A 16,556-nucleotide genomic window follows, 5' to 3' on the forward strand; every position below is an offset into this window, starting at 1 on the left:
TTCCGGGACGGCTGCGCAGCCCCTGTGACCGTTCGGAGGCAGGTCATGGGTCGGACGGGGCCCGGAAGCGGGGCCTCCGGGCGGGACCGCCGGTACGTATGTCTCCGTATGTCTAGGAACACGGCGTGTGGAAGGGAACGTCCGGCATCAGTTTGCGCCAGCGGTCCCGGTCGACGGCGGGCCCCACCACGTCGCAGATGTGGCGCGTCGCCCGGCCGGCGTCGAGGTCCCAGAGGCGGATCGTGTCGTTGCCGCTCGACACTAGGGTGCTTCCGTTCGGGGAGAAGGCGGCCGTGATGGCGCCCAGTGTGTGGCCGGTGAGCGTGGCGGTGCGCCGCTCGGAGGCGATGTCCCAGATTTGGACCGTCCCGTCGGAGTTCGCGACGGCCAGGGAGGTGCCCTTGGCGTCCACCGCGATCCCGTAGACCGTTCCGGCCGAAATGTCGAGCGTCGCGCGACCGGTGCGCGTACGGACGTCCCACAGGTGGACCGTCCCGTCGTTGTTGCCCGTGATCAGCGTGCGGCCGTCCGGGGCGTACGCGAGGTCGAACGTCATGCCGGCGTGGTTGTCAAGGACCGCCAGGGAACGGCCCGACCGTGCGTCCCACAGGCGCAGGGTGCTGTCCTCGCCCACGGAGGCGATCGTCCGGCCGTCGGGGCTGTACTTCACACCGAACGCCGCGCCCTCGTGGCCCTTCATCGTCAGCCGGGTCCGGAACCTGTCCGTGTCCCACACCGTCACGTCGCCCGCGCCGTCGGCGGCGGCCAGGCTGCGCCCGTCGGGGCTGAAGTGGACGGCCTGGGCCTTGCGTTTCGGGCTGGTCGTGTCGAGAACCGCGACGGAGCGACGCGTTCCGGTGTCCCAGACCCGCACCTTCCCGGCGGGTCCGGCGGAGGCCAGCAGGCCGTCGTCGGGGCTGAAGGCGAGGCCCCAGGTCAGTTCCCCGGCGTCGGGCAGCGCGGCGACGTGCCGTTGGGTCTTCAGGTCCCACAGGTCGACGGCGTCGTCGTGGCCGTTGTAGGCCGCGATCCACCGGCCGTCGTGGCTGACCGCGACGCGGTACTGCGCGGCATCGGGGCGGAGCGTCAGGACGGAGGTGTCGGTGGACCAGAGGCGTACCGTGCGGTCGACGCCGCCGGTGGCGATCCTCTTGCCGTCCCTGCTGAACGCGACGGTGAGCACGGCGTCGGCGTGGCCGGTGAACTCGGTGACGTACTGCCCGTCCTCGACGGTCCAGATCTCGGTGTCCCCGGTGTCGTTCCCCACCGCGATCAGCCGGCTGTCGGGGCTGAAGACGACCGACCGGACCTGCGCGGGGTTGGCGTCGACGTCGCTGCGCAGCCGTCTCCGGGCGACGTCCCAGAGCTTCACCCCACCGTCCGTCCCTCCGGAGGCGACCGACGCTCCGGAGGGGGCGAAGGCCACGGTGGTCACGCTGTTGCTGTGTCCTTCGAGCACCGCGAGGGCTTCTCGCTTCCGCGTGTCCCACAGGCGTACGGTTTTGTCGTCGCCGCCGCTGGCCAGGGTCCGGCCGTCCGGGCCGAAGGCGAGGGCCAGGACACCGCCGTTCTCGACGCCCTTTCCGTGGCCCGTCAGCCGTGCGAGCCGTTTGTTCTTCTCCGGCGCCCAGAGGGCGATGGTGGCGTCCCTGCCCCCGACGGCCAGCAACTTGCCGTCCGGCGAGAACGCCACCGCCGTGACCGCTCCCTGATTCCCGCTCAGGACGGCACCACCACGATGGGTGGAGGTGTTCCACAGGCGCACCGTCCCGTCCGCGCCGCCCGCCGCGACGTACCGCCCGTCCGGCGAGAAGGCCACGGACGAGACGGACTTCCGGTGCCCCGTCAGGACGGCGACGCGGCGACGCGTGGAGACCTCCCACAGCCGTACGGTCCGGTCCGCGGCGGCCGTCGCGAGGAGTGTGCCGTCCGGCGAGAACGCCAGAGACCTCACGCTCCCCCGGTGGCCCGGAAGCACCCCGGCCAGGCGTTGGCTCTGGGCGCTGAGCAGTGCGCCGCGCGCCTCGGTCGTACGCCCCTGACGGAACGCCTCGGCGGCCAGCAGCATGGAGGCGTCCGGTTCCGCGGTGGCCAGCAGGGTCGACTTCGTGGCCAGTTCGCGCGAGGTGGCGGTGTGCCTGCCGTGTTCGGCGGCCTGCCGCTGCTGTACGGCGATGGCGCCGGACGTCACCGAGGCGACGAGCAGCAGGGCCAGCGTCACGGCGAGCCTGCGCAGCCGGTTGGCGCGCTTCCTGGCCGCCTGCCGCTCCCGCTCCTCCAGCTCGTCGCCGGCCGCGAGGAAGGCCGACGCCAGCGGTCCTCCGAGCAGGTCGCGGCCCTCGGTGTCGGCCCAGTCGCGGGCGACGGCCAGCCTGGTGCCGCGATACAGCAGGGAGGTGTCCCTCCCCTGCCGGTCCCATTCCTCCGCGTCCTCCAGCAGGTGCTGACGGGTCAGCAGTCCGGCGCGGTTGGCGTTGACCCACTGCCGAAGGCGCGGCCAGGCCCGCAGCAGCGCCTCATGGATGATCTGCGCGCCGGTCTCGGCGACCACGACCAGCCGGGAGCCGGTGAGCGCCTCAAGTACCGCCCTGGCCCTGGCGGGGTCGGGATGCTCCGCGATCAGCCGCTCGACCGGGACGCGTTGCCCGGTGTCCGCCGCGGTGCCGGTGCCGACGCGCACCATGCGCAGCATGAGGTCGCGGACGCAGGCCTGCTCCTCGGCGTCCAGTCGGTCGAAGGTCCGCTCCGCGGTGGCGGCCACGGCTCCCTGGATGCCGCCGGTCGAGCGGTAGCCGTCGACGGTCATGCCGTCGGCGTCACGCCGTTCCCAGGTGGTCAGCAGGGCGTGGGCCAGCAGGGGCAGAGCCGTGGAGTCGGTGTCCTGCTCGTCGGCGGTGTCCGCCGTTGTCCCGTCAGCTCCGGTCGACTCGACGGCGCCGAAGTCGGTGAGCAGGAGTTCCACCAGACCGGGTTCCAGTGACAGGCCGACCGCGTCGGCGGGCTGCTGGATGGCCGCCCGCAGCTCTGGCACGCTCATCGGCCCGACGACGACCTGCCCTCCCTCCAGTGCCTCACGCAGCTCCGCGATGCGGGCGCACCGGTCGTAGAAGTCGGACCGTACGGACAGGACCACCAGGGCCGAGGGCTCCTGTCCGGGCGCCGGAGAGGCCGCCGCGGTGCACAACGCCCGTACGAAGGCCTCCCGTTCGCTCTCCGACTCGCACTGCGTGAACAGTTCCTCGAACTGGTCCACGAGGAGCACCATCCGGGCACCGGTGACCGCTCCGCCGCCCCTGGCCTGCATCGTGTCGTGCACGACGGTCGCGAGCTCCGACGGATCCGCCGTCAGCCGGTCGGCCAGCTCCTCGTGAGAGCTTCCGGTCACCGCGGACAGCGCCGTGGCGAGGGCCCGCATGGGAGTGGCGGAGGGTGTCAGTAGTACGTGCGGCCAGGTGCGGGAGCCCGGAACGGGCACCGCGCCCGACGCCAGGGCCGGCAGCAGACCGGCGCGCAGCAGCGACGACTTGCCCGACCCGGACGGACCGAGCACGAACAACGGCCCGCTCTTCGCCAGCTGTTCGCCCAGGCGCCCGGCCAGTGCCGAGGTCAGCGCCTCGCGACCGCGGTACCACTGGCTGTCGCCCGCGCCGAAGGAGGCCAGTCCCGGGTAGGGGCAGACACCGGAGAGCGCGGGCGGCTGCCGCGAGTCGTCGACCGCGGGCCCCCGGCCGTTGCGCCGCTGCGGGGGAACGTAGGCGGGGTTGGGCGCGAGGACGAGGTCTTCCGCCCAGTCGCTCACCTGCTGGCTGGGGCGCGGGAAACCCCGGGCGCGCAGGCGGCGGTCCAGGCCCCGGTAGAGGTCGCGCAGGGTCAGATAGGCGGGGGCGTCCGGCTCGCCTTCGCGGAGCAGGGCGATGAGTTCGCCGCTGAAGGCCGTGTGGGGTTGTCCGGGCGGCGCGAGCGCGCGCGCCTCGCTGCCCGTCGACGTCAGTACGTAAGCGCCGTGCACCCTCGCCAGCTGGGCGGCCTCACTGTCGGAGACCTCGCCTTCCGTGCCCTCGCCGGCCGCGGGGCCCAGTGTGCCGATCGCGCGGCCCGAGTAGCAGCAGTCGAGCACCACCACGATCGACCGGGCGGGGCTGGAGAGCAGGCAGTCCCGCACACCGGCGTAGGCAAGGGCCGTGTGGGACAGGCGGTTGGCGCGCCGGTCGGTGTACCGCGTGGCCAGATGGAGGCCTCCGCCGGGGCTGACGAGTCCGTGGCCCACGTAGTAGACGAAGAGGACGTCCTCGGCCTGTTCGGCCTGGTCCGCGAGGGTGAGCCCCAGTTCCATGGAGTCGGCCGGGTCGCGGACGACGACGAGGTTCTCCTCGGCCAGGCCGCACCGCTCCACGAGCAGTTGCCCCAGATCCGTGAGCGTACCGGCGACCGCCGGCACCGAGGGCAGCCCGGAGCCGTCGGGATGGGAACCCGTGCCGATGAGCAGCGCACGACTCCCGGGGGAGGCGAGCGCGGGCAGAAGCAGCCGTCCGGGACGCTCGGAGAGGTCACTCATCGGACTGGCCCCGCAGCTCGTGGGTGCGGCCGAGGCCCTCCGCCAAGTCGGCGACCAGGGCCTGCAGTTCCTCCGGGGACGCCGCCCGGACCCGGCTGGTGGACACCTCGACGGTGATACCGGACGCCGTCGTGAGCGAGCACGTGATGTCGACACCGCGCTGGCGTATCCACCCGACGAGAGCGGCGACGAGGGCCCCTATGCCTCCTTGGGCGACGGCTATCAGGACCTCCTGGACCACCGGGCCCAACGTCCCTTCCTCCGGCGGCGGTTCGACCGTTCGCACCCTTCCGCGCAGCTCCCGTTCCGTGGTGAGCCACAGGGCCAGCGAACGCAGCTGGCCGGACTGGTTGGCGCCGTCGAGACGCACGCTCACATCCATGGGGTCCCCCTTCGCGCCGTGATCGGCGCGCCGCCATTGGCAGAGACCTGTGATGGTGCCAGCGGTCCACGCCATAAGCACCGGTCAAGCTCCAATTGACTATCCATGAGGCAAATGCGGCGGTCTGTGGCACCGCTTCGACCACGACCGCCCGAAAGAGACCGAACACGACTCGACCCGTGCGCTCCTCATAGGACCCGACCCGTGCATTCCTCACGGTCACCTCGTGACAGCCGTGACTGTGCGGGCCCTTCGTGGGGTGGAAGGCTCGGCAGCCGTCGAGGGGAATGCGATGGACGAGCGGTACGAGGTCTACGCGCTGGCCGACAGGTACTTCTACGAGACGCCGGACCGGCTGACCGGGGAGGGACGCGGCGAAGCGTCCAACTACGAGACGGCCCGGCGTGCGGTGCCCGACGGATGGCGGGCGTCCCGGATCGGGGACTGGCTGACGATGACCCCCGTCGACGGGGAGGGCCGGCCACGGTCCGGCCCGGTCCAGGGCTGGAAGATCCACGCCTCGGCCACGCGGGAGAACGCGGAGCGGATCGCGGCGGCCGTGTGGGACTACTGCGTGCCCCGGCTGATCCCCTTCAAGTTCGTGCCGGGTCCGCACCTGCTGTACCTGCGGAACGTCAAGTACGCCGCCCGCGACGCGAGCGGCAAGTTCGTCACCGTCTATCCGGCGGACGAGGCCCAACTCCAGGTCGTATTGGATGAGTTGGGTGAATTGCTGGACGGTCTCGAAGGGCCGTACATCCTCACCGACCTGCGCTGGAACGACGGTCCGCTGTACGTGCGCTACGGGGCCTTCGCTCGGTCCTTCGTCGTGGACGAGCGCGGCACACTGGTGCCCGCGGTGACGGACGGCGAGGGCCGGCTCGTGCCGGACCGGCGGGCGCCCTCCTTCCAGGTGCCGGAGTGGGTGACCCTGCCCGCGTTCCTGGAACCGCAGCTCGCCGCGCGCAACACGACGACGGTCGGCGAACTGCCGTACCGCATCGAGAAGGCGCTGCACTTCTCCAACGGCGGTGGTGTGTACGCGGGCGTCGACACCCGCGACGGAAGCAGGGTCGTCCTCAAGGAGGGCCGTCCGCACGCGGGGCTCGCCGCCGACGGGGCGGACGCCGTCGCCCGGCTCGCCCGGGAGAAGTACGCCCTGGAGCGAGTGTCCGGGCTCGGTGTGGTGCCCGGGGTGCGCGACTGGTTCATGCTCGGCGAGCATCGCTTCCTCGTCATGGACTTCCTGGAGGGCCGGCCCCTCAACTCCTTCTTCGCCGAACGCCATCCGCTGCTCACCGCCGACCCGGACCCCGCCGCCGTCGCCGACTACACGGCCTGGGCGCTGCGTATTCACGGGCTTGTCGAGGAGGCGGTCGAGGCGGTGCACGCGCGTGGCATCGCCTTCAACGACCTGCACATGTTCAACATCATGGTCGCCCCCGACGAACGGTCGGTCGCGCTCCTCGACTTCGAGGCGGCGGCGCCGATCGAGGAGGACGGTCGCCAGGTCGTCGCCCATCCGGGGTTCTTCGCGCCGCCGGACCGGAGGGGCGCGGACGTGGACCGGTACGCGCTGGCGTGTCTGCGGCTCGCGATGTTCATGCCGGTCACCACGCTGTTCGTGGTGGACCGCGCGAAGGCGGCACACCTCGCCGAGGTCATCACGGACCAATTCCCGGACGTACCACAGGAGTTCCTCGCCGAGGCGGTCGCCGAGATCACCCGGGACCCGGCGTCGCGCGCCCCTGCCCCGCCATCGCCTGCCGCCGCATCGGCCACCGCGGCTGTCCTGCCGTCCCCGTCGAACGCCTTGCCGTACGCCGCACTCGCCGAGCCCGGTGACTGGCCGTACAGCCGCGACTCGATGGTCAAGGCGATCCTCGCCTCGGCCACCCCGGAGCGCGACGACCGGCTGTTCCCGGGCGACATCGCCCAGTTCTCCGACGGCGGCGGACTCGGGCTCGCGTACGGGGCTTCGGGTGTGCTGTACGCCCTGGCGGAGACCGGCGCGGACCGGTACGAGGAGGGCGAGCGCTGGCTGCTCGACCACACCGACCCGGTGCCGACGGGAACACCGCTCGGCCTGTACGACGGTCTCGCGGGTGTCGCGTACGTCCTCGACCTGCTCGGGCACCGGCAGCGGGCGCTGGACCTCGTCGACACCGTGCTCAAGGAGAAGTGGCGGAAGCTGTCCTCCGACCTGAAGGGCGGGCTCGCGGGGCTCGGCCTGGTGCTCGACCGGCTGGCGCGTACGACCGGGGAGCCTGAGCTGGACCTCCGGGCGGCTGAGGTGGCGCGGATCCTCCGGGAACGGCTGGCCGAGCCGCGGCCCGAACCGAAGAAGCGCCGCGCCGGACTCCTCCGCGGCGCGAGCGGGCCCGCGCTGTTCCTGCTGCGCCGGTACGAGTCGACCGGTGACCCCGAGCTGCTGACGTCGGCCGCCGAGGCGCTGCGGCGGGACCTGGAGTGCTGCGTCGTCCAGCGGGGCGGCGGCCTGGAGGTCGACGAGGGCCGACGCACCCTCCCCTACCTCGGCGACGGCAGCGCCGGAATCGGCCTGGCCGTCGACGACTACCTCGCCCTCGCGCACGCCGACGGCGGCCGGAGCGAGGACAGCGGAGACGAGCACCGCCGGAGCGAGCACGGCCGGCGGTCGAACGGCCGGCGCGTGAACGGCCAAGTCTCGCGCGGCCAAGACTCCTACGGCCGGGCCGAGTTCGAGCGAGTCCGGTCGCAGATCCTGACCGCCGCCACCTCGCGCTTCTACGCGCAGCCCGGGCTCTTCCAGGGCCGGGCGGGCATGATCCTGCACCTCAGCCGCACCGGCGCGGACCCCGGACAGCTCGCCGCGCAGATCGCCGGGCTCGGCTGGTTCGCGATGCCCTACCAGGGCCAACTCGCTTTCCCCGGGCACCAGATGATGCGCCTCTCCATGGACCTGGGAACCGGAACGGCAGGGTGTCTGCTCGCGCTCGGCGCCGCACTCGACGGTGAGGCCCTCGCCCATCTGCCGTTCCTCCCGCCGCCTCCACGGCGGCCCTGATACGCGGTTCCGCCGTCCGGCGGAGTCGTGACACCAAACCCCGTCCCCACAGGGCGACTTCACTCAGAGAAAAGGACATCACCATGGCACTTCTCGACCTGCAGACGATGGAATCCGACGAGCAGACGGACGGCGGCGCGAACAGCACCCTCAGCCTGCTCTCGTGCATCAGCGCGGCCAGCGTCACCCTGTGTCTCTGACAGCACCGCGTTCACACGGCTCCGGGCGGTTCCCGACCCCCAGTGGGGAGGGGCCGCCCGGGGCCTCGCACGGTGGCGCGCTGTTGCGTGCGGCGACCCGGCACAGCGGCGTCCGCTGCACGACCCTCGCCTTCCTCTCCCTGGCCGGGACGGCGGCGGGCCTGCTACTGCCGGCCGCACTGGGCCGGGCGCTCGACGCCCTGCTGGCGGCCCCCTCCCGGGCCACCAACTGGGTGCTCTACTGCACGGCCTTGATACTGGTGCTCGCCGTGCTCGACGCGTGCGAGACGGTACTGGGCGCGACCACGAACGCCCGGGCCACCGCGTGGCTGCGCGAGCGGCTCACCGGACATGTGCTGGGCGTGGGACCACGGGCCGGGCACCGGTTCGGGCCAGGTGAACTCGTCGCACGTCTCGTCGGCAACGCCGCGCAGGCCGGAACGGCCCCCGCCACGCTGGCCGGCCTCTTCGCCGCGCTGGCCGCTCCGCTCGGGGCGGTCGTGGCGCTATGGCTGATCGATCCCCGGCTGGCGCTCGTGTTCCTGGGCGGGGTGCCCGTCGTCGTGGCGCTGCTCCGGGCCTTCGCGCGCAACTCCTCGCGGTGTGTGGCGCGTTACCAGGAGGCGCAGGGGCGGATCGCGGGCGCGCTCGCGGAGGCGATCGCCGGTGCGCGCACCATCGCGGCCGGCGGGACCGCCGACAAGGAGGTCGCACGGATCCTGCGCCCGCTGCCCGAACTGTCCCGCGAGGGCCACCGGATGTGGCGTGTCCAGGGGCGCGCGGCCGCACAGGCCGTCGGGGTGGCACCGCTGCTGCAGATCGCGGTACTGGCCACGGCAGGCCTGCTGCTCACCCAACACCGACTCTCCGTCGGCGAGTTGCTGGCCGCCTCCCGATACGCCGTGCTGGCGACCGGCGTCGGCGTGCTCGTCGGCCGGATCGGCGGGCTGATCGAGGCCCGGGCTTCGGCACGCCGACTCGGCGAGGTACTGGAGGAACCGGAGACCACATACGGCACGCGCCATCTCCCACCGGGGCAGGGACAGTTGGAGCTGCGCGCGGTGACCGCCCGGAGCCGCGGCGGCCGAACCGTGCTGGACGGGGTCGACCTCGTCGTCCCCGACGGAACCACCCTGGCCGTCGTCGGACGCTCGGGGGCGGGCAAGTCCCTGCTGGCCGCACTCGCCGGGCGGCTGGCCGACCCGGACTCCGGCGAGGTGCTCCTCGACGGGGTGCCGCTGCGCGAACTGGACCGACACACACTGCGGCGCGCGATCGGCTACGCCTTCGAACGCCCCGCCCTGCTCGGCGAGACCGTCGAGGACACGATCGGCTTCGGCCACCCGCAACCGCCCCCGGACCGGGTACGGGAGGCCGCCCGAACCGCCCGCGCCGACGACTTCGTACGCCGCCTTCCCCACGGTTACGCGACACCCTGCGACGCGGCCCCGCTGTCCGGCGGTGAGGCCCAACGCCTCGGTCTGGCAAGGGCGTTCGCACGCGGCGGACGGCTGCTGATCCTAGACGACGCACTGTCGAGCCTCGACACGGTGACGGAACACCACGTCACGGAGGCGCTCTTCCGGCGCACACCGGGGTGCGGCCGCCTGGTCGTAGCCCACCGGGCGTCGACGGCGGCCCGGGCGGACTCGGTGGCATGGCTGGAGGGAGGCCGGGTGCGGGCCGTCGGCCGGCACGCGGAATTGTGGGCGCAATCCGAGTACCGGGCCGTGTTCGGGAGCGACGCGGGCGTCCGCCCGGGCGTCGTGCCTCCGAGCGGCGAGCGGAAGGGAGGCAGTCGGTGAGCGGGGACCCGCCGGTCGGCCTGCGAGCCGGAAGCGAGCCGCCCCGTGATGCCCTGCGCTCCGACACCACCGCGCCGAACAGGCACAACAGCGTCCACCGGCGCGGGCTCCGCTTCCTACGGGCCAGGCGGCGCGTGGCCGGGCGGCTCGCCGCATGGTCCGTGCTGGAGACGGCTCAGACCTTCCTCACCGGGTACGCGCTGGCGCGGGCCCTCGACGCCGGGTTCCTGGCGGGTCGGGTGGACGTCGGGCTCGGCTGGCTCGCGGCGGCCGCCGTCGCCGTGGTCGTCGGGGCGTACGGAACCGGGCGGGTCTACGGAGCCGTGGCCGCGCTGGTCGAGCCGTTGCGCGACCGGCTCGTGCGGCACGTGGTCGAGAGGGGCGTGCGAGACGCGGACCGGGGCGCGCTGGCCCGGCTCACCCAGCAGGTGGAGATCGCCCGGGACACCTTCGCCGGACTCGTGATGGTGTCGCGCTCCTTCGTGTTCACCGCCGCCGGAGCCCTGATCGGCCTGTTCTCGCTCGCGCCGCCGCTGCTGCTCGTGGTGGCGCCGCCGCTCGCCGCAGGTATGGCCCTGTTCGCGCTGACACTGCGGCCGCTGACCCGCCGTCAGGAGGCGTTCCTCGTCGCCGACGAGGAACTCGCTTCCCAACTCGGCGCGGTTTGCCCGGGGTTGCGGGACATCACGGCCGCCGGTGCCGAGGACCAGGTCGCCGCCGACGCGGGGGCGCGCATCGCGGCCGAGCAGCGCGCCGCACGGTCCCTGGCCCGCTGGGGCGTCCTGCGGGTGGTGGCCCTGGCGGTCGGCGGACAGCTCCCCATCGTCCTCCTGCTCGCGACCGCACCCTGGCTCCTCGCCCACGGGGTCACACCCGGCGCGCTGGTGGGTGCCCTCGCCTATGTCACGCAGTCCCTGCTCCCGGCCCTCCAGAACCTGATCCACGGACTGGGCACCAGCGGCTCCCGGCTGGCGGTCGTCCTCCGCCGACTCGCGCCGGACACTCCGGCACCCACCAACGCCCCCGTCCCCGTCCTCGCTCCCTCCCCTGCTCCGGACACGGCACCCGCACCGGGCTTCGCACCGCCCGGTCCCCCCGCCGCCGTCACCCTCTCCTCTCTCACCTTCGCCTACGGCCCCGCCAGCGAGCCGGTGATCGACGACCTCGATCTGTCCGTCCCCCACGGCACCCACCTGGCGATCGTGGGCCCCAGCGGCATCGGCAAGTCCACCCTCACCGCCCTCATGGCCGGGCTCCTCGCACCGACCGGGGGCTCCGTCGACGTACGCCCGGCGCCCGACAGCCCAGCCTCAGGCCACCCCGTCCCCGGCCACCCCGTCCCCGGCCACCTCGGACACCCCGGGCACCCCACCCGCGTACTGATCCCGCAGGAGGCGTACGTCTTCACCGGCACGCTCGCCGAGAACCTGGGCCAGCTGCGTCCGGCCCCCGTGCCCGAGCCGGAGCTGCTGGCCGCCGCCGAGGCCCTCGGGCTGGGCGCGCTGCTCGACAGGCTGGGCGGGCCGACGGCCGAGGTCGACCCCGGGGCCCTGTCGTCGGGCGAACGCCAGCTCATCGCCCTGACCCGCGCCTACCTCGCGCACGCCCCCCTCGCCCTGCTGGACGAGGCCACCTGTCACCTGGACCCGGCGGCCGAGGAGCGCGTGGAGCGTGCCTTCGTCCGGCGGGGCGGCACGCTCGTGGTCGTGGCGCACCGCATCAGCTCCGCCCTCCGCGCAGACCGGGTGCTGGTCATGGACGGCCGGCGGACCGCATACGGCAGCCACGACGACCTGCTGGAGCGGTCCCCGCTCTACCGCGACCTGGTCGGCGCCTGGTCGCCGGCCGCCGAAGCCCCGGCTGTCCCGGCCGTCCCAGCCGCCCCGGCTGCCGACCGGCCGGAGACGTCACAGCCAGCCCTCCCCCTGCGAGATCCGGATGGCGTCGACGCGGTTGCGGGCGCCGGTCTTCCGTGTGATCGCCGCCATGTAGTTGCGTACGGTCCCGTTGGACAGATGGAGGCTTCCGGCGATCTCCGCGACGGAGGCACCCTCGGCGGCGAGTGACAGCACGCTCAGCTCCCGGGTGGTCAGTGGCATCCGGGCGGCCCGGAGAAAGCCGAAGCCGAGCGAGTCGTCGACGAACCGTTCGCCCACGGCCACCCGCCGTATCGCGGAGACCAGCCGCTCCGGCGAGCTCTCCTTGTCCACGTAGCCGAGCGCCCCGGCGTCGAACGCGCGCCGCAGGAGACCAGGTCTTCGCGCCGTGGCCAGCACCAGCAGCCGGGGCTCCGCCGTGCCCGGCCCCCGCAGGTCGCCGAGCGGCGGCATCTCGTACGAGTCCGCGCGATCGAGATCCGCCGCGCAGACGTCGGGCCGCAGCGATCGGGCGCTCCCGGACGCACCACGCCACTCGGCGTCGAACACCGTCAAATCGGACACATGGCGCAGCCACTCCGCCAGGACCGACCGCACCAGACACACGTCGTGCACCAGAAGCACCCGGATCACGTCAGTCCCTTCCGCCCTCCGCCTGCCGATTCCGTCGTGCTCTGCGTGTGTGCCCCATGACAGGCGCGTCCCACTTCTCTCCTGTCCCGGGCGTGAAGAACCGGCCATGGTCGGTGACCGAGGCGCAATGGCCGGTGACCATGGCCTCAGGGCCGGTGGCCGTGACATCGAGACCGGTGGCCGTGGCGCCCCCGGTCCCCTCGCCGTGCGGGAACCGTCCGCCCGGGGGAGCCTTGTGCCCTGGGCTCCTTCGCGTGTCCGTGGGAGGAGGTGGTCGGCGTGTCCGACTGGCACGTGTCCGGGCAGGAACGGGACGCCGCCCCGCCGCCGGTCGGCCGGCCGCTGCTGTCGCTGACGCTCGCCGCCCTCATGGACGACGTGCACGCGCACTCGGGCGCGGTGTATCTGCTGACCCCCGGCGAGCCGGTCCTTGAGATGGCGGTGATGGCCGGGCTGCCCAGGGCCTTCGCGGCCCCCTGGGAGCGGGTGGGCCTGAGCGCTCCGATCCCGGTGGCGGAGGCGGCGCGCGACCGGCGGCTGGTGTGGGTGGGCGGCGAGGAGGACATGGCCCGCCACTATCCGCGGATCGCCGTCGTCCTGCCGTACCCGTTCGCGCTGGCCGCACTGCCCGTGGCGACCGACCGGGCCACCTACGGGGCGGTCTTCGTGACCTGGCCGGGCTCGCACCCCGCGGAACTGTCCGAACGGGAGCGGGACCATCTCACCGCCGCCTGCGACCGGCTCGCCCTGCGCCTTGAGCGGGCCGTGGAGGAGGGGCGGCCGATCCATCCGGAGCCCGATCTGATCGCCCCGGCGCCGGTGGCGACGGTGGCCGGAACACTCGGCACGGTGGAGGCGGTGCGGATGGTGGCGCGGCTGCCGTACGGGCTGTGCGCGCTCGATCTGCACGGCCGGATCAGTTTCGCCAACGCATCGGCGGCCGATCTGCTCGGCCTGCCGGTCAGCGGGCTGCTGGGCACCCAGCTGTGGGCGACCGTGCCGTGGCTCAACGATCCGGTGTACGAGGACCGCTACCGGGCCGCGCTGCTCAGCCAGCAGGCGACGTCGTTCGTGGCGCTCCGGCCGCCCTCGGACTGGCTGTCGTTCCGGCTGTATCCCAGTACGAACGGGCTGAGTCTGCGCATCACCCGGGCGCGGGCCGTGGCGCGGGAGGGCCCTGCGGGGTTCCGGCACGCGGACACCGGCACGCGTCTCGTGACCATCTCGCAGGTGCTGAGTCTGGCCGGGGCGCTCACCGAGGCGGTGGGTGTGCAGGACGTGGTGCAACTGGTCGCGGACGAGATCGCGCCCGCCGTCGGCAGTCAGGCGCTGGTGCTCCTCGGCACCCAGGCTGGCCGGCTGCACGTCCTCGGGCACCGCGGCTATCCGGATCCGCATGTCGTGGAGCGCTTCGACGGGATGCCGCTGAACGAGCAGACTCCTGGGGCGCACGCCCTGAGAAGCGGTGTGCCCGCCTTCTTCGACTCCCGTCAGCAGCTGGAGCGCCTCTACCCGGCCCGGAACTCCACGCCCGACGGCATGGCGGCCTGGGCGTATCTGCCGCTCATCGCGTCCGGGCGGCCGGTGGGCACCTGTGTCCTCGCGTACGCGGAACCGCATCCCTTCCCGGCCGACGAGCGTGCCGTGCTGACCAGCCTCAGCGGACTGATCGCGCAGGCGCTGGAGCGGGCCCGTCTCTACGACGCCAAGCACCGGCTGGCGCACGGTCTGCAGGCCGCGCTGCTGCCGCACTCGCTGCCGTCCCTGCCCGGCATCGAGGCGGCGGCCCGTTATCTGCCCGCGACGCAGGGCATGGAGATCGGCGGGGACTTCTACGACCTGGTGCCGACCGGTGGCGACGGCGCGACGGGCGGCCAGGCCGCGGCGGTGATCGGGGACGTGCAGGGCCACAACGTCACCGCGGCCGGTCTGATGGGGCAGATCCGTACCGCCGTACGTGCGTACACGACCGTCGGCCAGCCGCCCGGGGAGGTCATGAGCAGCACCAACCGGCTGCTGATCGACCTGGGTACGGAACTCTTCGCGAGCTGTGTCTATCTGCGTCTTGACCCGGCGCACGGGCAGCTCGTGATGGCCCGGGCGGGGCATCCGCCGCCCTTGCTGAGAAAGCCGGACGGCAAGGTACGGGTCCTCGACCTGGCCGGCGGGCCGCTGCTCGGCATCGACCCGGCCGCCGTCTACCCGACCACCGACGTCGCGCTGCCGCCCGGGTCGCTGCTCGCCCTCTACACCGACGGGCTCATCGAGTCCCCCGGCGTCGACATCGAGGACGCCCTGGCCGGCCTCGCACAACGCCTCGGCGAGATCGGCGACCGCCCCCTCGACGAGGTGGCCGACTCCCTCGTGGAACACAGCGGCACGGCAGAACAACGCGTGGACGACGTGGCCCTACTACTGCTCCGCGCCCGCCCCACGCCGTAAGGGGCCGCGGCCCCGTCAGGGGCGCGGGGAACTGCGCGCCCAGCCCCCACCGGCCCGCAGACGACGCACCACCCCCAAGGCCCCATACATACAGAGCGGCCCGGCTCTCCAACAGGAGAGCCGGGCCGCTCCGAACGAACTGGGAAGCGTTACCGACGTACGTTCAGGTCACTGACGGTTCGTGAGACCCGACTCGTCGTCCACGCCGTTACCGTTCTGGTCCTCGACCTGCCCGTTCTGGTCCTCGACGCCGCCGACCTGCTCCTCGCCGCCGACCTCTTCGCCGCCGACCGCGTCACCACCGGCACCGGCTTCCTCACCGACGCCGGCCTCTTCACCAGCACCGGCTTCCTCACCGGCACCAGCCTCTTCACCAGCGCCGGCCTCCTCGCCGGCACCGGCACCCGCGTCGCCCGCCCCGAGCGTCGCGCCAACGGCGGCCAGCGCGGTGGTCACCGGCTGGAAGAAGGTCTCGCCGCCGACGGTGCAGTCGCCGCTGCCGCCCGAGGTCAGGCCGATCGCGCTGCCGTCCGCGGTGAACAGGGAGCCACCGCTGTCGCCGGGCTCGGCGCAGACGTTGGTCTGGATGAGACCGGTGACCGTGCCCTCCGGGTAGTTCACGGTGGCGTTGAGGCCGGTGACCTCACCGTCGTTCAGCCCGGTGGTGCTGCCCATCCGGATGACGGCCTGGCCGACCGCGGCCTCCGCTGCCTGGGTGATCTCCACCGACTGCTGGCCGGTGTTCACCGTGCTGGGTGCCTCGGTCGCCGGGTCGTCGTACTTGACGAGGGCGAAGTCGCCCTCACCGGGGAACGTGGCCGTGGCGGCATCGACCGTGCCGATCGGCGCGCCCGCCTCGGAGTCCGACCACTGGGCCGCGGCGACACCGCAGTGACCCGCCGTCAGGAAGGCCGGGGCGCCGTCGTCGGCGACGACGTTGAAACCGAGCGAGCAGCGTGCGCCGCCGCCGAAGATGGCGTCGCCGCCCTCGACGAACGTCTTGAACGTGCCGGCCGACTTCTTGATGGTCGCCATGCCCGAACCGAGCGTGTTGACGGTCGACTCGAGCTGGTCCCACTTTGCGCCCGTGACGGTGCTGTCGGCGGTGACCTGGATCTTGTTCGTCCGGGGGTCGACGGCCCACGAGGTACCGGGGATGGTCGCGTCGGCCTTCAGCGTCTGCGAGGCCGCCGTGAGTTCCTTGGTGCTGTTGTCGACCTGCTGGACGACGGCACCGGCCTCCTCGGCCTGGACGATGATGTTGTTGTCGTCGCCCACAACGTTGATGATGAGCTGCTGCTTGCCCGAGTCGTAGTACGCACCGGCATAGGCTTCACCGAGCAGTTCGGCCAGCTGCGAGGCGAGGTCGGACGCCTCCGCGGCCTTCACCGTTCTGGGGGCGGCACCTTCCGTCGCATCGGTCTGGGACGCCATCGCGTTGGGCAGGATGAGTGCCGCCGCGCCGAGCGCCACCACGCTTCCTGCGGCTATGACGGCCTTGCGCTTGGGTATCCGCTTGTGACTCAACTTCTTGACCTCCTGGGGACTGGGGGGTCCGAGCCGCCGTCTGGCAGCTGACTGCGGGCGCCTGGATGGCTGTAGGTACGCAAGCGGTG

General features: G+C 72.8%; 8 protein-coding genes and 1 pseudogene. 5 read left to right on the forward strand and 4 right to left on the reverse strand.

Annotated features, from left to right (window positions below; all coding sequences use genetic code 11):
* Window positions 1-112: 112 nt before the first annotated feature.
* Both ACFWXQ_RS01970 and ACFWXQ_RS01975 read right to left on the reverse strand, forming a co-directional pair.
* On the reverse strand, window positions 113-4,555 hold the full coding sequence (locus tag ACFWXQ_RS01970; protein ID WP_383954054.1) for an AAA family ATPase: 4,443 nt from the start codon (window positions 4,553-4,555) through the stop codon (window positions 113-115).
* The gene (locus ACFWXQ_RS01975) at window positions 4,548-4,937 is read right to left on the reverse strand and encodes a hypothetical protein (RefSeq protein WP_383954056.1); all 390 of its coding nucleotides are present in this window, start codon (window positions 4,935-4,937) and stop codon (window positions 4,548-4,550) included. Before ACFWXQ_RS01975 ends, ACFWXQ_RS01970 begins: the two co-directional genes overlap by 8 nt.
* A 292-nt stretch (window positions 4,938-5,229) precedes the next feature.
* On the opposite strand from ACFWXQ_RS01975, the gene lanKC reads away from it, so the two are divergent.
* From lanKC to ACFWXQ_RS01995, 4 genes are all read left to right on the forward strand, one after another.
* Window positions 5,230-7,983, forward strand: coding sequence for a class III lanthionine synthetase LanKC (gene lanKC, locus ACFWXQ_RS01980; RefSeq protein ID WP_383954060.1), 2,754 nt, complete (start codon window positions 5,230-5,232; stop codon window positions 7,981-7,983).
* Window positions 7,984-8,066: 83 nt separating this feature from the next.
* Window positions 8,067-8,183 (forward strand): SapB/AmfS family lanthipeptide, encoded by a 117-nt coding sequence (locus ACFWXQ_RS01985; RefSeq protein ID WP_055617622.1) that lies wholly within the window; start codon window positions 8,067-8,069, stop codon window positions 8,181-8,183.
* Between the two features lie 83 nt (window positions 8,184-8,266).
* The gene (locus ACFWXQ_RS01990) at window positions 8,267-9,988 is read left to right on the forward strand and encodes an ABC transporter ATP-binding protein (protein ID WP_386267312.1); all 1,722 of its coding nucleotides are present in this window, start codon (window positions 8,267-8,269) and stop codon (window positions 9,986-9,988) included.
* 53 nt (window positions 9,989-10,041) lie between these two features.
* Window positions 10,042-12,054: an ATP-binding cassette domain-containing protein gene (locus tag ACFWXQ_RS01995; protein ID WP_383955877.1), complete on the forward strand. Its 2,013-nt coding sequence runs from the start codon at window positions 10,042-10,044 to the stop codon at window positions 12,052-12,054.
* Here ACFWXQ_RS01995 and ACFWXQ_RS02000 read toward each other — a convergent pair.
* Window positions 11,980-12,666, reverse strand: a pseudogene (locus ACFWXQ_RS02000) (LuxR C-terminal-related transcriptional regulator); the annotation flags it as partial. The gene ACFWXQ_RS01995 and the pseudogene ACFWXQ_RS02000 overlap by 75 nt on opposite strands.
* 102 nt (window positions 12,667-12,768) lie before the next feature.
* On the opposite strand from ACFWXQ_RS02000, the gene ACFWXQ_RS02005 reads away from it, so the two are divergent.
* On the forward strand, window positions 12,769-14,940 hold the full coding sequence (locus ACFWXQ_RS02005) for a SpoIIE family protein phosphatase (protein WP_383955872.1): 2,172 nt from the start codon (window positions 12,769-12,771) through the stop codon (window positions 14,938-14,940).
* Window positions 14,941-15,108: 168 nt separating this feature from the next.
* Here ACFWXQ_RS02005 and ACFWXQ_RS02010 read toward each other — a convergent pair whose 3' ends face one another.
* On the reverse strand, window positions 15,109-16,467 hold the full coding sequence (locus ACFWXQ_RS02010; protein ID WP_383954063.1) for a S1 family peptidase: 1,359 nt from the start codon (window positions 16,465-16,467) through the stop codon (window positions 15,109-15,111).
* Window positions 16,468-16,556 lie beyond the last annotated feature (89 nt).

The sequence above is a fragment of the Streptomyces sp. NPDC058697 genome (assembly GCF_042715345.1).
Taxonomy (GTDB): domain Bacteria; phylum Actinomycetota; class Actinomycetes; order Streptomycetales; family Streptomycetaceae; genus Streptomyces; species Streptomyces liliifuscus.

Excerpts from the sequence above, each read along its gene's own strand:
- ACFWXQ_RS01970 (WP_383954054.1), bottom strand. The coding sequence starts at position 4,555 with ATGAGTGACCTCTCCGAGCGTCCCGGACGGCTGCTTCTGCCCGCGCTC.
- ACFWXQ_RS01975 (WP_383954056.1), bottom strand. The coding sequence starts at position 4,937 with ATGGATGTGAGCGTGCGTCTCGACGGCGCCAACCAGTCCGGCCAGCTG.
- lanKC (WP_383954060.1), top strand. The coding sequence starts at position 5,230 with ATGGACGAGCGGTACGAGGTCTACGCGCTGGCCGACAGGTACTTCTAC.
- ACFWXQ_RS01985 (WP_055617622.1), top strand. The coding sequence starts at position 8,067 with ATGGCACTTCTCGACCTGCAGACGATGGAATCCGACGAGCAGACGGAC.